This window comes from Litoreibacter sp. GN1-5 (assembly GCF_055693805.1).
The window spans coordinates 1,123,810-1,138,845 of sequence record NZ_JBVFUP010000001.1; the positions used below are offsets into that span (position 1 = coordinate 1,123,810).

16 protein-coding genes are annotated in these 15,036 nt (G+C 53.9%); 9 read left to right on the forward strand and 7 right to left on the reverse strand.

What is annotated here, in order from left to right; genetic code table 11:
- Position 1 precedes the first annotated feature (1 nt).
- The 4 genes from ACZ1HF_RS05795 to cysS are packed head-to-tail and all read right to left on the reverse strand — an operon-like array spanning position 2 to position 4,368.
- Entirely contained in the window at positions 2–838 is an 837-nt protein-coding gene (locus ACZ1HF_RS05795) for a phytoene/squalene synthase family protein (RefSeq protein WP_472656608.1), read from the reverse strand.
- On the reverse strand, positions 795–2,411 hold the full coding sequence (gene cimA, locus ACZ1HF_RS05800) for a citramalate synthase (RefSeq protein ID WP_472656609.1): 1,617 nt from the start codon (positions 2,409–2,411) through the stop codon (positions 795–797). The genes ACZ1HF_RS05795 and cimA overlap by 44 nt, the downstream gene beginning before the upstream one ends.
- Positions 2,408–3,007: a DUF6680 family protein gene (locus ACZ1HF_RS05805; RefSeq protein ID WP_472656610.1), complete on the reverse strand. Its 600-nt coding sequence runs from the start codon at positions 3,005–3,007 to the stop codon at positions 2,408–2,410. The genes cimA and ACZ1HF_RS05805 overlap by 4 nt, the downstream gene beginning before the upstream one ends.
- Positions 3,004–4,368, reverse strand: a complete 1,365-nt coding sequence (cysS, locus tag ACZ1HF_RS05810; RefSeq protein WP_472656611.1) for a cysteine--tRNA ligase — start codon at positions 4,366–4,368, stop codon at positions 3,004–3,006. The genes ACZ1HF_RS05805 and cysS overlap by 4 nt, the downstream gene beginning before the upstream one ends.
- A 170-nt stretch (positions 4,369–4,538) precedes the next feature.
- Between cysS and ACZ1HF_RS05815 the strand changes: the two genes are divergently transcribed.
- Positions 4,539–4,883: an MmcQ/YjbR family DNA-binding protein gene (locus ACZ1HF_RS05815; protein WP_472656612.1), complete on the forward strand. Its 345-nt coding sequence runs from the start codon at positions 4,539–4,541 to the stop codon at positions 4,881–4,883.
- Here the strand turns inward: ACZ1HF_RS05815 and ACZ1HF_RS05820 are convergent.
- On the reverse strand, positions 4,874–5,263 hold the full coding sequence (locus tag ACZ1HF_RS05820; protein WP_472656613.1) for a VOC family protein: 390 nt from the start codon (positions 5,261–5,263) through the stop codon (positions 4,874–4,876). The two genes, ACZ1HF_RS05815 and ACZ1HF_RS05820, sit on opposite strands and share 10 nt — an antisense overlap.
- A gap of 78 nt (positions 5,264–5,341) precedes the next feature.
- Between ACZ1HF_RS05820 and soxR the strand changes: the two genes are divergently transcribed.
- From soxR to ACZ1HF_RS05840, 4 genes are all read left to right on the forward strand, one after another.
- On the forward strand, positions 5,342–5,803 hold the full coding sequence (gene soxR, locus ACZ1HF_RS05825; protein ID WP_472656614.1) for a redox-sensitive transcriptional activator SoxR: 462 nt from the start codon (positions 5,342–5,344) through the stop codon (positions 5,801–5,803).
- 28 nt (positions 5,804–5,831) lie between these two features.
- Positions 5,832–6,521 (forward strand): ZIP family metal transporter, encoded by a 690-nt coding sequence (locus tag ACZ1HF_RS05830; protein ID WP_472656615.1) that lies wholly within the window; start codon positions 5,832–5,834, stop codon positions 6,519–6,521.
- A 108-nt stretch (positions 6,522–6,629) separates the two neighbouring features.
- Positions 6,630–7,445, forward strand: a complete 816-nt coding sequence (locus tag ACZ1HF_RS05835) for an isocitrate lyase/PEP mutase family protein (protein WP_472656616.1) — start codon at positions 6,630–6,632, stop codon at positions 7,443–7,445.
- A 30-nt stretch (positions 7,446–7,475) separates the two neighbouring features.
- Entirely contained in the window at positions 7,476–8,552 is a 1,077-nt protein-coding gene (locus ACZ1HF_RS05840) for a TPM domain-containing protein (RefSeq protein ID WP_472656617.1), read from the forward strand.
- A gap of 12 nt (positions 8,553–8,564) precedes the next feature.
- Here ACZ1HF_RS05840 and ACZ1HF_RS05845 read toward each other — a convergent pair whose 3' ends face one another.
- Positions 8,565–9,164: a hypothetical protein gene (locus ACZ1HF_RS05845; RefSeq protein ID WP_472656618.1), complete on the reverse strand. Its 600-nt coding sequence runs from the start codon at positions 9,162–9,164 to the stop codon at positions 8,565–8,567.
- A gap of 252 nt (positions 9,165–9,416) precedes the next feature.
- Complete coding sequence (locus ACZ1HF_RS05850) at positions 9,417–11,231, reverse strand: extracellular solute-binding protein (RefSeq protein ID WP_472656619.1); 1,815 nt, start codon at positions 11,229–11,231, stop codon at positions 9,417–9,419.
- A 294-nt stretch (positions 11,232–11,525) separates the two neighbouring features.
- On the opposite strand from ACZ1HF_RS05850, the gene ACZ1HF_RS05855 reads away from it, so the two are divergent.
- The 4 genes from ACZ1HF_RS05855 (at position 11,526) to ACZ1HF_RS05870 (ending at position 14,939) form a co-directional block, all read left to right on the forward strand.
- On the forward strand, positions 11,526–12,299 hold the full coding sequence (locus ACZ1HF_RS05855) for a 3-hydroxybutyrate dehydrogenase (RefSeq protein WP_472656620.1): 774 nt from the start codon (positions 11,526–11,528) through the stop codon (positions 12,297–12,299).
- A gap of 69 nt (positions 12,300–12,368) precedes the next feature.
- Positions 12,369–13,409 carry a patatin-like phospholipase family protein gene (locus ACZ1HF_RS05860; RefSeq protein ID WP_472656621.1) on the forward strand — a complete coding sequence of 347 codons (1,041 nt, stop codon included), beginning with the start codon at positions 12,369–12,371 and terminating at the stop codon, positions 13,407–13,409.
- Positions 13,410–13,517: 108 nt separating this feature from the next.
- A complete protein-coding gene (locus tag ACZ1HF_RS05865; RefSeq protein WP_472656622.1) occupies positions 13,518–14,177 on the forward strand; it encodes an aquaporin in 660 nt (219 codons plus the stop codon).
- Positions 14,178–14,453: 276 nt separating this feature from the next.
- On the forward strand, positions 14,454–14,939 hold the full coding sequence (locus tag ACZ1HF_RS05870) for an SMI1/KNR4 family protein (RefSeq protein ID WP_472656623.1): 486 nt from the start codon (positions 14,454–14,456) through the stop codon (positions 14,937–14,939).
- The last annotated feature ends 97 nt before the right edge of the window (positions 14,940–15,036 follow it).

A 15,036-nucleotide genomic window follows, 5' to 3' on the forward strand; every position in this document is an offset into this window, starting at 1 on the left:
TCTACCAGTGCCCGGTGATCTGCCGCTTTAACAATCCGAATTTTCGAGAAAATTCGCTGAGCCGCAAAGCGCCATCCGCCACCAAAGCAGGGTTTTTCGCCGCGCGCTTCAATAAAGCCTCGGCCTGCCAACCCGGCCAGAGCGCCGGGGACATTGCCTTAGACAGATTGCCCGCCCGTCTGGCCTTGGCAATCCGGCCCAGCGCCATGTGCGCCAACGTGCTGATCCCATCCTGTGTGCCATCCAGCAGAGGTTTGCGACCCCGCGCCTCCAACTCCGCCGCGGCACTCAGCAGGGCAGCAACCCCTGCGCCATAGGCGAAATCGCGCACCACTTGTTCCGTATCGGAGGGAGCGTTCAGACTCAAACACGCCGCCCATATCAGATTGCCTGCCGTGTGATTGATATAGCTGTCGAAATGCGCCTGATCCTCAAACGCATCCTTGTAGATGTCCCAACGCCGCGCGGTGATCATCTGATCAAGAAGCGCCGTGGGAATACCTGCCTGCCGGACAATATCGGCCAAAGGCAGTGTCACCTCATGGTTGCGCACATCACCGCCCTGCCCGATTTCCTCTACCGCGTCGCGCCACCACTGCAAGCGCATCTCGGCAATCATCGGCTCAGCAGTCACCCATGGGGCGCGCGACACTTCGATATTGAACGCATAAAGTGGCAGCAGTTTCGGCCGCGCCTGCGCAGGGGCTGCCATGATGGTCATGAACCTGTCCGGGTCCGCACGTTCGACCAGATCAGCGCAGGCCTCTAAACCCATATCGCTGGCCGAAACGCAATCACGTGACATCACCGTCTTGCACCAGCTTCCAGTTGATCGCATCCAACAGCGCCTCGAATGACGCGTCCACTATGTTGGGTGAGACACCCACAGTGGACCAGCGACGCCCAGCGCCGTCTTCGCTATCGATAATGACACGGGTGACGGCTTCAGTACCGCCTTGGGTAATACGGACCTTGAAATCGACCAGCCGCATATCCTCGACAGCGCTTTGATACGGCCCAAGATCCTTAGCCAGAGCTTTGGCAAGCGCATTGACCGGGCCACGATCCCCACCGGTTTCGTCCATCGACTCCGACACGGACAGCATCTTGGTGCCGCCAATCTTCACAACGACCACAGCTTCGGACAGGCTGACCATCTTGTTATACTTGTTCTTGCGCCGCTCGACCGTGACCTTGTAGCGCTTGACCTCAAAGAATTTCGGCAACTGACCCAACTCATCCCGCGCCAGCAGCTCAAACGAGGCTTGCGCCGTGTCATAGGAATAGCCCTGGTCTTCCTGCGCCTTGATCCGCTCAAGGATGCGCGGCAGTGCCGCTTTGTCGATGTCCCGCACGCCCATATCTGCCAGCCGTTCCCGCAGGTTGGATTGACCTGCCTGATTGGACATGGGGATAATGCGGGCGTTGCCGACTGACGCGGGATCAACATGTTCATAGGTACTGGGATCTTTCAGGATCGCACTGGCATGCAGCCCCGCCTTGTGGGCAAAGGCCGAGGCACCGACATAGGCCGCATGTTTGTTAGGAACGCGGTTCAGGATGTCGTCAAGCTTGCGGCTGGTCCGGGTCAGCAAGTGCAGGTTTTCGGGGTCAATCCCGGTCTGAAACTGGCTTTTGTAGGGCTCTTTCAAAAGCAGCGTTGGGATGATCGAAGTCAGGTTGGCATTGCCGCACCGCTCCCCCAACCCGTTCAAGGTCCCCTGAATTTGTCTGGCCCCTGCATCAACAGCGGCCAGCGTATTTGCAACGGCGTTTTCCGTATCATTATGGGTGTGGATGGCCAGATGAGTGCCAGGAATACCGCTGGCAATCACCGATTTCGTAACCTCGTGAACCGCATAGGGCAAGGCACCGCCATTGGTGTCGCATAGCACAATCCAGCGGGTGCCAGCATCGTAAGCGGCGTGAAGGCATTTCAGCGCATAATCAGGGTTGGCGGCGTAGCCGTCAAAGAAGTGCTCGGCATCGAACAGGGCTTCGCGGCCTTGGGCAACGATATGTCGGAACGAGGCCGACAGGTTTTCAAGATTTTCCTCAAGGCTGATCCCCAGCGCCTTTTCGACGTGGTAATCATGGGACTTGCCGACCAGACAAACGGCCTCTGTGCCCGCGTTCATAACAGCGGCCAGAACATCGTCATTTTCCGCGCTACGGCCAGATCGTTTGGTCATCCCGAACGCAGTCATCATCGCGCGGGTTTTGGGCAGGTTTGCGAAGAACTCCGAGTCCGTCGGGTTCGCGCCGGGCCAGCCACCTTCGATATAGTCGATGCCCAGATCATCCAACATAGCTGCGATTTGGCTTTTCTCAGCCGCCGAGAATTGCACGCCTTGCGTCTGCTGCCCGTCGCGCAGGGTTGTGTCGAAAAGGGAGAGGGGTTCGCGGATCATTCTTGGTTTGCTTTATTATTAGACGCATGTTCGAGCAACAGCTGTGTTTGTAATGACTGCTCCAACAATTTTTCTGGGTGCCGAATATCTAATACAGAAATTGGCAAAGCTCTCGTTCCGTCATGCAATCCAACAAATAATTTTCTTATCTTCTCTTGATCTTGTTCAATTTGACCATGAAGTTCTGGAGAGTAGCCACCGCGCAGTATTTCGAATTGATCATGACGATATTTAAGGTTCTTTGAAATTTCTTTAAGGAGTGCACTCAGAAGATTAGAATGCTTTTCTGTGCATCGGTTTTCGAAGGCGAGATCGCTCTCATCATCTCTGCGCGAAATACCCCCATTAAAATAATCAAGCAAAGCTTTGTAAGCTTTCAAAACATCCGTGCAACCATGGAACTCGATCTCGACCAAATTCAATGCAGAAACATGTTCGCCGCTTCCCCATGTTCGTCGTGTACTCATAAGAGTTCGGAAAACGTCAAGCTTTCGCTCATATGACCTGCGGTTTTTGTCCAACCCTTTTGTCACGAGAACAGCAAGTAGTGGACCAACGACGATTGCTAGAATGGTAATCCAAAATTCATAGGTCATAATTGTTCCAGTTTTTTAGGTTCGAAACTTGGTGTAATCTCCAATTCGACATTCTCTTTGCTCATCCGCACCTCGATCCCCGCATCGAGCAAAATAGACTTGATGCGATCAACTTCACTGAAATTCTTATTTTTTTTCGCCGCTACGCGCGCGTCCAAGAGCATCGCTTGAAATGGCAAAAGATCGAAAGAAACTACTGAGGTCCAACCAGGTACCTTTTCATCGAGCATACCCATTAGCTTGAGTCCCCCTTTCAATTCGCTTACATTGCCAAGTTCACTGAGGCCATGAAGCGTTGTGATAGCACCCGAAGTATTCAAATCGTCCGATAAGAGTCTCAGAAATGCGTTAGGCGTTCTGTAACCATCGTTTGGTTTGGCTGCAATTTGGGAATACCATCGCCTTAATGTCTTCTCCGCCTCCTCCCGCTTCTTCTCCGTCCAATCCATCGGCTTCCGATAATGCGTTGACAGCATCACGAACCGGATCACCTCGCCCGGGACGCCCTGGTCCAGCAGGTCCCGCACGGTGAAGAAATTGCCCAGGGACTTGGACATTTTCTTGCCCTCGACCTGCAACATCTCGTTATGCATCCAGACATTCGCAAAGCCGTGGCCTGCGCATTTGGACTGGGCGATCTCGTTTTCATGGTGAGGGAAGGTCAGGTCATTGCCGCCGCCATGGATGTCGAAACGTGCGCCCAGCAGCTCATAGGCCATGGCCGAGCATTCGATATGCCACCCGGGCCGTCCCCTGCCCCAAGGACTATTCCACCCCGGCAAATCATCAGAAGACGGTTTCCACAGGACGAAATCCATCGGGTCGTCTTTATACGGCGCAACCTCGACCCGCGCACCAGCGATCATGTCGTCAACACTGCGCCCGGATAACGCACCGTATTCAGCGTAAGAGCGCACCTTGAAAAGCACATGCCCCTCGGCCTCATAGGCGTGACCTTTGGCGATCAGATCTTCAATCATCACAATCATCTGCGGGATATATTGCGTCGCGCGCGGCATGTCTGTGGGCTCCAACGCGCCCAGTGCAGCCATATCCTCTAGAAACCACTGCGTCGTCTCCGCTGTAATATCACCAATAGGACGGCCGGTTTCAGCCGCACGCGCGTTGATCTTGTCATCCACATCCGTGAAGTTGCGCACATATTTCACATGATCCGCACCATATTCGTGGCGCAACAGGCGGTAGAGTATGTCGAACACAACCACCGGCCGCGCATTGCCCAGATGCGCACGATCATAAACCGTGGGGCCGCAGACATACATCCGCACGTTGTCCGGGTCGAGCGGTTCAAAGACCTCTTTACGGCGGGTCTTGGTGTTGTAGAGTTTGATCTCGGTCATAGGTCCTCACACGCGGTCACGCGGCGGGCTTATCAACTTACATCTATGAAGAAAATGGTTAAGACCCGCCTGACATTGTCAGATGGTAATGCAGCAGCAAATAATGATGCAGGTCTTTGTCATATATGTATGATAGCATGGCCGCGACCTGCCGCCAAGAGGAAGAACTGATGACACGAGACGTCACAGACACTTATTGCGCCAGTCTGCCCGGTACAGAATGGGCCGGGACCGGCGAAGGCAGCCTTGAGACCTGGAAGGTGGGCGGTAAGATGTTCGCCTGCATTGGCCAGATGAATGACGGTGTTTCGGTCAAAACGGCGGATGTTGAAACCGCCACCTTGTTGATCGAAGTGGGGCGCGCGGTACGCGCACCGTATTTTCACAAAAGCTGGGTTAGGCTGCCTTGGGGGCATGTAGATGACGACGAATTACGCGAACGGCTGCAAACCTCTTACGATATTGTGCGTGCCAGCCTGCCTAAAAAGGTGCAGGCTGCGCTGGATCAGGCGTAGCTGACAATTTCGAATTCAATCCCGTCTTTATCGTGAAAGTAAAACCGCCTGCCGGGTTCGTAATCGGCATGGGAATGGGTTTTGAACCCCATATTCTTTACAGCCTGCTCAACCACATCAAGGTCATCCACCACAACGCCAAGATGATTGAGACCGCCCTTTTGCATGTAATTCGACGGGCCATCCGTCAGATTTTCGGCTTTTGGCCCGTAAAGCGCAAGGTAGCGATCTGAGGTGCCAACATGCACCGTATACCCTGCGCCGTTCATGGCGAACCCTTCCCAGCGGGTTTCCCACCCAAACAGGTTCTGCAGCATCGCAGCCGTTGCCTTTGGGTCTGATACGGTGAAATTCGCATGCTCTAATTGTGCGATGGACATGATGTTTTCCTTTGCCATTGAGTCGTTATGTTTTCTTGTGTAATCCCTCAAGTTAACTTGAGCTCAAGAGGAAATTTCATGGCCCTGCAGAAAGGCTTGTCGATAGGGGAGTTGGCAAAGCGGACCGGGCTGGCGGTATCGGCCATCCGCTTCTACGAAGAAAAAGGGCTGGTCGCGCCCATCCGAAACGCAGGCGGGCAGCGGCAGTTTGAACGCTCTGACATTCGCAAGTTGTCTTTCGTGATGATCTCGCAGCAGCTTGGGTTTTCTCTGGCAGAGATTGCAGCCCTTTTGGCTGGACTGCCCCAAGGCCGACCCCCGACGAAAACCGATTGGGCGAAGATCAGCAAAGCCTTCCGTGCCGATATTGACGCCCGTATCGACGGCCTTGTTCAACTGCGCGACCGGCTGGACGGGTGTATCGGTTGCGGGTGCCTATCGCTGAGCCAATGCAAGCTATACAACCCGGCAGACCGCGCGCACCGCTCTGGCCCCGGCCCCCGTTACCTGATGGGGGATATGCCGGAAATAGGAGGATAAGTGTTGATGGATAATCTGGCTTTCTCTCTTGCTTGCGCTATTGGCCGGTGCCACAATTCCAATTGGCGCTCATCTGGCCTGCATCGAGAATATCCAACCGAAATGGCTGGAAGAAGAATTGCGCCACAGTGTGATCGCCTTTGGCGGTGGTGTTCTTCTGGCCGCAACCTCACTTGTTCTGGTGCCAGATGGTATCGAAAAATTGTCTTTGTTCTGGGTCGTTATTTCATTCTTATCTGGCGGGATTGGGTTCTTTTTTATTGATCGCCTCATTGCCCTGCGCAGCGGCTCTGCATCGCAACTCATCGCGATGTTGCTTGATTTCATCCCGGAAGCGCTGGCCTTGGGGGCGGCCCTTGCCATGGGACAATCAACCGGAATTTTGTTGGCTTTTCTGATTGCTTTGCAAAATCTGCCTGAGGGCTTCAACGCCTATCGGGAACTCACAGAAAGCGGCGGCCATACCAAGAAGAAGGTCCTGACAAGTTTCTGGCTTATGATCCTTATTGGTCCATTATGTGCCTATCTTGGTTTCGAATTTCTGTCCGACAGCCCGTCGATCTTAGGGGCTGTTATGCTCGCAGCAGCAAGTGGTATCATCTATTTGATATTCAAAGACATCGCGCCTCAAGCCGAGCTTAAGCCGCGTTGGGCTCCGCAATTGGGCGCTGTTCTTGGTTTCCTTGTCGGATTGGTGGGGCACATACTGATCCTCTGAGAGCCGGGCACCACATCAGCAATCCTGCAAACGGCTCATCACAACCGTTGATTTGACATCGTGGGCAGCCCATGGCCTTGTCGCTTTAAGCAGAAAAAGGATGTCCCCATGACCCAAGATCAAGGCGCGCTGTTTCGGACACTGCATCGGCCCGGCGATCCGTTCATTATGGCCAATGCCTGGGATGCGGGCTCGGCCAAGATGCTTGTGGCGATGGGGGCCAAGGCAATTGCGACGTCTTCTGCTGCCCATGCCTTTACTCTAGGTCGCCCGGATGGCGGCACCATGACACGGGACGAGGCATTGGCCCACGCGCAAGATTTGATAGCTGCGGTCCCTGTGTCTGTGTCTGGCGATTTTGAGAACGGGTTTGGTCATGACCCCGATACCTGCGCTGAAACAGTGCGGCTGTCAGCGGAAATCGGGCTGGCTGGCATCTGCATCGAGGATACGGCCCTGCCCGATCAAAACCCCTACCCGTTTGAGCAGGCAGTCGAGCGTATCCGCGCCGCAAGCGCCGCCGCACGTGCATTGTCACAGGATTTCGTGCTGGTCGCCCGCGCGGATGGGATTCTGACCGGGTCTTACGATATTGACGAAGCCATCCGCCGTATTCAGGCTTTTGATGACGCCGGGGCCGACGGGCTGTATGTACCTTTGCCCAAAACGGTTGAGGATCTGCGTCGGATCGTGCAGGCGACCTCAAAACCTGTCAACGCCTTGGCTGTGGGTAAATTTGCAAAGCTGAGTGTGGCTGAATTTGCCGAAACCGGCGTCGCCCGTATCTCGCTTGGATCGGCTTTGGCGCGGGTCACACATAAAGCAATCCTTGATGCTGGCCGTGCCATGTTTGACCAAGGTGATTTGACGCCGCTTTTGAATGTCGCCTCCAGTTCAGAGATCGATGCTATGCTTGGGTCGTGACCCTATCGCACCTATTACATCGGATTTATAATGTTACGTGTTTTTCTATTTCTTGCCTGTATTTTACCCAGTGTTCTCTATGCGCAGAATTTTCCTGATTATACATCTACAACAGTTAATGACTTTGCTGACATCCTAAGCCCTCAGACCGAGCAGCAATTGGATCAGATGTTGCGGGATGCCAAAGCAGAGCGTGATCTGGAAATGACCGTAGTGACAATCCGCAGCCTCACTGACTATGGGCAATCGTCCTCGATCGAGACATTCGCCAAGGACTTGTTCAACGACTGGAATGTTGGCAATGCAGAACGGCACGATGGTATTCTGATGCTTGTAGCCGTGCAGGATCGAGATATGCGGATTGCCCTTGGGTCAGGCTATACGCCGGTCTATGACGGAATGGCCAAGCGCATAATCGACAGTGTCATGCTTCCGGAATTTCGCAACAATCGTTATGAGCGGGGCATCATAAATGGCACTCAAGCGGTACTGAATCGGATTGATCTGAATGCCCGCAAAAGCTCTTTCACCAGCCCCGAGCGTTGGATGGCAGAGGCGCGATACGCGTCGGAAAGCGCGCAACAGGACCCGTTTGGTGCCGGGCTTCTGGCGATCTTTGGTCTTGGCGGCCTGACAATTGGCTGGCGATTTCTGAGACGACGATTACCGCGCCGCTGCCCACTATGCCGACGCAGAATGACGCGCTTGGGCGACGTGCAGGAAGACCACTATCTTGATCACGGACAGCTTGTTGAAGAGCGTATCAAATCAAAGAATTACGATGTTTGGCACTGTACAGTTGATGACCATGTCACGGTTCTGAGCTATCCGAAGCCATTTTCACGATATAAAGCCTGCCCAAACTGCAATTACAAATGCTACGAGACAGACCGCACGGTCCAGAAGCAGGCCACGCAACACAGCACCGGCACAGCCCGGCTTGATCACTATTGTAATAACTGCAAGCATCGCCACAGCGAAACCGCCGTCATTCCAATGCTACCCGATAATGACTCGGACAGCTACGGCTCTTCTGGTGGAAGCAGCGGCGGTGGGTCCTTCGGCGGCGGTAGTTCTTCTGGCGGCGGTGCGTCCGGCAGCTGGTAGCCGCGAAATGCCTTAACCCGAAGCGCGCGAACGCTCACCCCGTTCCCGTGAAAGGCGCAATTCCCGCTTTCTCAGCATGACTTTGTCGCGTGGCACCCAATTGTATTTCGTGTCTTTCTCCACAGTGTCCCAATGTAGCACACCGCCCTTGCGCCATGGGTCAAGTACCATGCCTTTGAACATCGTGTCCCCGCGACGGCTGATGATCGCCGTGCTATGTTCCAGCCGGAACGGGTTTTCCGCGTTGGCAATGGCGCGGTGCAAATCAAGGGTCTGGAAGTTTTCCTGCTTTAAACGGGCTTCGATGTCTTCCGCCCAATGGTAGCATAGTCCGCGTGGTCGATTGCCCATATTGACCTTCATGTTATGGATCAGCGGCCCATCCGTGATCTGATATTGCTGCGACAATTGATGCGTATAGAGATGGGCAATTTCTGCGGCACGATACGCTTCTTCGGGATCAACATCGCTGCCAAGCGCACGAATATCTGCGGCCAATTCCAGAATTTCGCCTTTGGATGCCTGAGCGGGACCATTCGGAGACCCGGTCGAGCACCCGGCAAGAACCATGACTGCCAGTAAAGAAAACAGATAAACCACTCTTTTAATCATCGTCACATCCCTAAGAGACTTCCAAAACGCACCAACAGGTGAGCTACCGTGTTGGCATCGTTCTGTCTAGGCGCTGCCCTGTTCACATTATCGGGAGTGGCCTCAAGAGTTGCAGATGCAACGCACTGTTTCTGAGTTGGTTTTAGGCGTTCAAAACCTTTTCCATCTCGGCTCTATCAAACTTTTGGGCGGCGATATGCACAATCTTACCCAAGTACGATGTAACAGAGGGGTCTGCTCATCGCACTGTCCCTACCCTTCCTCATACCACCAGACATCGGGATGAAAGCCAATGAAATCGCCGTAGATTGGCAGCTTTTCAGGATATTTCAGCTCTTTATCATGGACCAGCATGCTTCGGTCCAGATACCATAGCGGGATGACATAGCGCCCGGCGGTCAGAATACGGTCCAGTGCGCGCACAGCGGCGACGTAATCTTCCTGATTGTCAGATGTAAGTATTTCTTTGATCATCGCATCAACCGCAGGCGACGCGATACCCATCAGGTTGCGCCCGCCGGGTGTCTCGACTGTGTCTGAGCCCCAATAGGTCGTCTGCTCATTGCCAGGGCTCAGCGACAGACCACGCTGGAAATAGGTCATGTCGAAATCATATGCATCAGTACGTTCTTTATACTGCGCCTTGTCGATCAGAGTCACTTTCGGGAAAATGCCAAGCCGCTCCAGCGCTTCCCGATAGATATTGATAATCGACTGGTTCTCGGAAGACCCCGTCTCCAGCAATATTTCAAAGGCGAAAGGCTGGCCGGCCTCATCTTTCAGCTTACCATCCTGAACTACCCAACCGGCCTCTTCCAGCAATTTGGTCGCGCCGCGAATGTTTTTGCGGTTGCGTTCCGATCCGTTCGAGACAGGCAGGTCATACCCTTCCAGCGTACCGGGCGCTAAATCAGCTTTGAAAGGCTCCAACAGTTCAGCCACTTTGCCTTCTGCCGGGCCATGCTGCATCGCCAGATCTGAGTTCGAGAAATAAGACGTAATGCGCGGCTGCACCCCACCATTCAAAGCCTGATTGATGAATTCGAAGTTGAACGCCTGAATCAGCGCCTCGCGCACACGCCAATCCTGAAATTGCGGACGGCGGGTGTTCATCACGAACCCTGTCATTCCAGAGGGCCGCTCATGGGTGATTTCTGACTTGATCACATCGCCAGAGCGCACGCGTGGGAAATTATATTGCTGATCCCACTTCGCTGTATTTGTCTCGCGGATGGTGTTCAGCTCACCGGCTTTGAAAGCTTCGAACATGGCGGTCGCATCGCCGAAGAATTCCATCCGCACCTCATCGATAACATTCGTACCTTTGCGAAATGGCAAATCCTTACCCCAATAGTCCGGGTCGCGTTTCAGCGAGACGAACCGCCCTGCCTCAAAATCATCGACCACATAAGGGGCCGTACTAATAGGAATTTCCGTCAGCCCGCTTTGGGTGAAATCTTTATCTTCCCACTGCGCTTTTTTCAGGATCGGACGCAGGCCCATGATCAGAGCCAGTTCCCAGTCTTGCTCGGTGAAGGTGAAGCGGACCGACCGGTCGCCTGTCTTCTCAGATTTCTCGATCTTATCCCACGCGCTCAGATAGCGGGGGTGGCCTTGTGTGCCAAGTATCTCATAGCTCCAGATAACATCGTCGACCGTCACGGGGCTCCCGTCCGAGAATCGGGCCTCCTCTCGCAAGGTAAATTCGACCCATTTATGGGTGGAATCAGTCTCTATCGATTCGGCCAGAAGACCGTATAGCGTGAAAGGTTCATCATAGCTTCGTCCCATCAAGCTTTCGTAAGCAAGGTAGCGGAGCTGCCACGGAACGCGTCCTTTCAGGATATGCGGGTTCAGAGAATCGAAAGTGCCGACCTCACCAACAACAACACGCCCGCCTGTCGGCGCATTCGGATTGGCATAAGGCAGCGACACAAAATCCGGTGGTAAGGCGGGGTCCCCATACATAGCTATGCCATGTTTTGGCTCTGCCAAAGCTGATCCGGCGATAGGAATCAGCATCAAAATGACCGCGCCACGCAATGATTGGGACAAAACTTGTTTCATTTTTATAATATTCCCTCTTGTGCCCGAGATGTTATCCACAAGCTTACCGAGGGAATCTAACAGTTTCAAACTTTTAGCTTGGCGGCGGGCAATCTGTTGCTTATAAAGAGGGCACTGCTCGATAGGTTTCTTGCCTGTATGAAACCTGCCTCAATAACTTAACGCCAGCTTCGTGCTGGCGTTTTTTTTGGCCTTGCCGTGGTATTGTCACAAGCTCGTGTGGAACTTGCCCTGTTCTTTGCAGTTGCAGCATATAAAGTGCCGTCAACAGATAAATAAGCGAAAGGGTATCTCATGCCGCTCTCTGGAAAAACTGCCGTCATTACTGGCTCTAACTCTGGTATCGGTCTTGGGATAGCCCAAGAGCTGGCGAAAGCCGGGGCAAATGTCGTTTTGAACTCCTACACGGCCAATAAGGAAGATCACGCTCTGGCCGATGAAATCACCCGCGTCACCGGGAATGAAGCGCGCTATATTCAGGCTGATCTCTCCAAAGGTGAAGACGCGCGGCGGCTGATCGAAACAGCTGGCCAAGTGGATATTCTCATCAACAATGCCGGTATTCAGCACGTGGCCCCAATTGACGAATTTCCGACCGAGAAATGGGATGCCATTATCGCAATCATGTTGTCCTCGGTCTTTCATACCACAGCGGCGGCTTTGCCAATGATGCGTAAGGCCGGTTGGGGACGGGTCATCAATATCTCGTCGGCCCATGGCCTGACAGCTTCGCCCTATAAATCGGCTTATGTCGCGGCAAAACATGGTGTGGTCGGAATGACCAAAGTGGTTGCACTGGAAACCGCACAGGAACCGATCACAGCAAATGCCATCTGCCCCGGCTACGTGATGACCCCACTGGTCGAATCGCAAATTCCCGACACGATGAAGAAATATGACATGGACCGCGAAACGGTTATCAAAGAGGTTATGCTGGAACGTCAGCCCTCAAAGGAATTTGCCACGACCGAGCAGCTTGGCGGTGTTGCAACCTTCCTGTGCTCAGACGCGGCCACGCAGATCACCGGCACAACGATCAGTGTCGATGGCGGGTGGACCGCATTATAATGGGCCGGGCAAGGCAGTTTACCAAAAGCAAATTGCACATATTAACCCTCGAAAATCTGGGCGCATAACATGGCAAAATCCAAAAGCAAGAGCATCAATCTGGCCCTGCAAGGCGGTGGCGCCCATGGGGCGTATACCTGGGGCGTGCTGGATCGGCTGCTAGAGGAAGACAAGCTAGAGATCGCGGCCATTTCCGGCACCTCTGCAGGCGCACTGAACGGGGCTGCGGTAAAATCTGGCTTGCTGGATGGCGGGCATCAGGGCGCAAAGGACAAGCTGGAATGGCTTTGGGGTGAAATCGGCGCGGCGGATCACACATATCTTGATGGCTGGATGAGCGGCGTCAACATCAGCAGTGTTAGCCATGCCGTCCAGCACTCCCCCATGTTCATGGCAATCGATGCGGTCAGTCGTATCTCGTCACCTTATGCCTATGGGCCGTTTTATGCGCACCCCCTGCGCAACATCGTTGAGCAGTTTTCCTTTGATCGCGTCTGCGCCATGGATGGGCCAGAGCTTTATATCTGCGCCACGAATGTACGCACTGGCAAAATCCGCATATTCTCGCATGACACGATTTCGACCGAATCGATCCTCGCGTCTGGTTGTCTGCCAACCATTTTTCAGGCGGTCGAGATTGACGATCCGGCCACAGGGCGGCTCGAATCCTATTGGGATGGCGGCTACATGGGCAACCCTGCCCTGTTCCCGCTATTCGAACCCGAGCTGCCCGACGACATCCTGATTGTCAACATAAACCCGCTGCACCGCGAAAACCTGCCGCGCAGCGCGCAGGAAATCCAGAACCGGATCAACGAGATCAGCTTCAACGGCTCCCTGTTCCGCGAATTGCGCGCCATCCATTTCGTGCGCCGCCTGCTTTCTGACGGGCGCATCAACCCCGGCACCATGAAAAATGTTCTGATCCATATGGTGGCCGATGACGACCTGATGAACCAGCTCAGTGTCGCCACCAAGCTGATCCCAACCCCACCAGTGCTGCGCAAACTCAAACAATCGGGGCGCGATGCAGCCGAGACGTTTCTGCGCAATCATTGGGGCGACATCAACGTGAACTCCACCGTTGATCTGCGGGATATGTTTGACTGACGGCGTGGACATAAATCTGTTACGCAACCTTCATAGAAAATGTGCCGGAATATTGGGGGCCCAAGCTTTGAAACCATCAACCTTGCGCATCGGATATAGTAGCGATCCATGACCCGTTTCTATGTTGCAGAATTTCTGGGCACAGCACTGCTGCTGATCAGCGTCGTAGGCTCTGGCATCATGGCCGAGAATTTGGCTGGCGGAAACGTCGCCCTTGCCCTTCTGGCAAATGCAATTGCGACGGGCTGCATGCTCTATGCGATTATCACAACGCTTGGGCCTGTTTCGGGCGCGCATTTCAACCCGGCGGTTACACTGGCGTTTCTGATCCGCCGGGAAATCCCCCTGCCTCGCGCGGGTTTTTATGTGCTGTGCCAAATTACAGGCGGCATTCTGGGCGTCTGGGCCTGCCACGCAATGTTCGACTTGCCGATCCTGCAACTCTCGACCACCGCCCGGACCGGATCAAGCCAGTGGTTTTCCGAGGCTATTGCAACTTTCGGGCTCTTGTTTGTGATCTTTGGTGGCCTGCGGTCACGCCCGGATGCAGTGCCCGCACTTGTGGCGCTTTATATCACCGGGGCTTATTGGTTCACCTCTTCCACCAGTTTCGCGAACCCCGCCGTGACCATCGCGCGCGGCCTCAGCGACACCTTTGCGGGCATTGATCCAGCGCATATCGCAATGTTTGTGCTGGTACAGTTGGGAGCGGCTGCGATTGCTACACCGGCCCTAAAGTGGCTTTTTCGCACCGAAGCGGTTGAGTAGCTAAGGTCAGGTGTGCGGGACTTTGCCGACTTTCGCTGCGGCTAAACCAATGACTGCTTCCTACCGCACACTGTTATTGCTGATCAAATACTCGCGCCAAATACCGTCGTTTTCGAAGCTAAGTGACCGATCAACTCGGACGCAAAAGCCTAACGAGGGTCGAGCTCATGGTTCCAGGGTTTGCATCCAGCTCCGCGACAAACCAGACCGGGCCTTGTTGTCTTAAGAGTACTCATTGGGTACATATTCGTATTGGCGAAAACCGGGAGCGCTTTGATGGAATTAGTTAACTTCGTGGACAGATGGTGTCATCCTGCTTCCCGGCCCGAACCGGTGCTTCTCACATCATTACAGACTGCTGAAACCCGGTTGAACATCAAGTTTCCAAGCGATTACAGCGAGCAGGTTCGTGCTGCCGGTGCTGCTTCAGCAACGCTAGCTCTTTTGCATAACATCCTTGCTCGTGAGATAGATATGCCTGATCTTGCGGAACTTTTCGCACCCGAGATAGTGGTGAAAGCGACGGAAGAATCGGTCGACGGAGGCATGCCCGAGCATTTGATTGCGATTGGTATCGATGGCGGTGGTAACATTTTCTGTTTTGACACAACCGACTTAAGAAAAGAAACGGTGCCGACAGCACCAATCCACTATTGGAGGCTTGGTGACGAAGAAACATCTCATTTGGCAGCTACGTTTCCACAATGGATTGCTCGGTATCTTGACGACTGGGCCGAAGGGGTTGGTTACAACGATTTTTAGCGACCTTGATGTTAGTTTCTTCGCTGCCCTGCCTGTTCATAAGCGGTATGACACAACTGTTGCCCCTTATATCTCGGCGACTTTTTCGTATAGGGCA

Excerpts from the sequence above, each read along its gene's own strand:
- ACZ1HF_RS05850 (WP_472656619.1), bottom strand. The coding sequence starts at position 11,231 with ATGAAACAAGTTTTGTCCCAATCATTGCGTGGCGCGGTCATTTTGATG.
- ACZ1HF_RS05860 (WP_472656621.1), top strand. The coding sequence starts at position 12,369 with ATGGCAAAATCCAAAAGCAAGAGCATCAATCTGGCCCTGCAAGGCGGT.
- ACZ1HF_RS05870 (WP_472656623.1), top strand. The coding sequence starts at position 14,454 with ATGGAATTAGTTAACTTCGTGGACAGATGGTGTCATCCTGCTTCCCGG.
- ACZ1HF_RS05845 (WP_472656618.1), bottom strand. The coding sequence starts at position 9,164 with ATGATTAAAAGAGTGGTTTATCTGTTTTCTTTACTGGCAGTCATGGTT.
- ACZ1HF_RS05865 (WP_472656622.1), top strand. The coding sequence starts at position 13,518 with ATGACCCGTTTCTATGTTGCAGAATTTCTGGGCACAGCACTGCTGCTG.
- cimA (WP_472656609.1), bottom strand. The coding sequence starts at position 2,411 with ATGATCCGCGAACCCCTCTCCCTTTTCGACACAACCCTGCGCGACGGG.
- ACZ1HF_RS05805 (WP_472656610.1), bottom strand. The coding sequence starts at position 3,007 with ATGACCTATGAATTTTGGATTACCATTCTAGCAATCGTCGTTGGTCCA.
- ACZ1HF_RS05795 (WP_472656608.1), bottom strand. The coding sequence starts at position 838 with ATGCGATCAACTGGAAGCTGGTGCAAGACGGTGATGTCACGTGATTGC.
- ACZ1HF_RS05815 (WP_472656612.1), top strand. The coding sequence starts at position 4,539 with ATGACACGAGACGTCACAGACACTTATTGCGCCAGTCTGCCCGGTACA.
- ACZ1HF_RS05840 (WP_472656617.1), top strand. The coding sequence starts at position 7,476 with ATGTTACGTGTTTTTCTATTTCTTGCCTGTATTTTACCCAGTGTTCTC.
- soxR (WP_472656614.1), top strand. The coding sequence starts at position 5,342 with ATGGCCCTGCAGAAAGGCTTGTCGATAGGGGAGTTGGCAAAGCGGACC.
- ACZ1HF_RS05820 (WP_472656613.1), bottom strand. The coding sequence starts at position 5,263 with ATGTCCATCGCACAATTAGAGCATGCGAATTTCACCGTATCAGACCCA.
- cysS (WP_472656611.1), bottom strand. The coding sequence starts at position 4,368 with ATGACCGAGATCAAACTCTACAACACCAAGACCCGCCGTAAAGAGGTC.
- ACZ1HF_RS05835 (WP_472656616.1), top strand. The coding sequence starts at position 6,630 with ATGACCCAAGATCAAGGCGCGCTGTTTCGGACACTGCATCGGCCCGGC.
- ACZ1HF_RS05855 (WP_472656620.1), top strand. The coding sequence starts at position 11,526 with ATGCCGCTCTCTGGAAAAACTGCCGTCATTACTGGCTCTAACTCTGGT.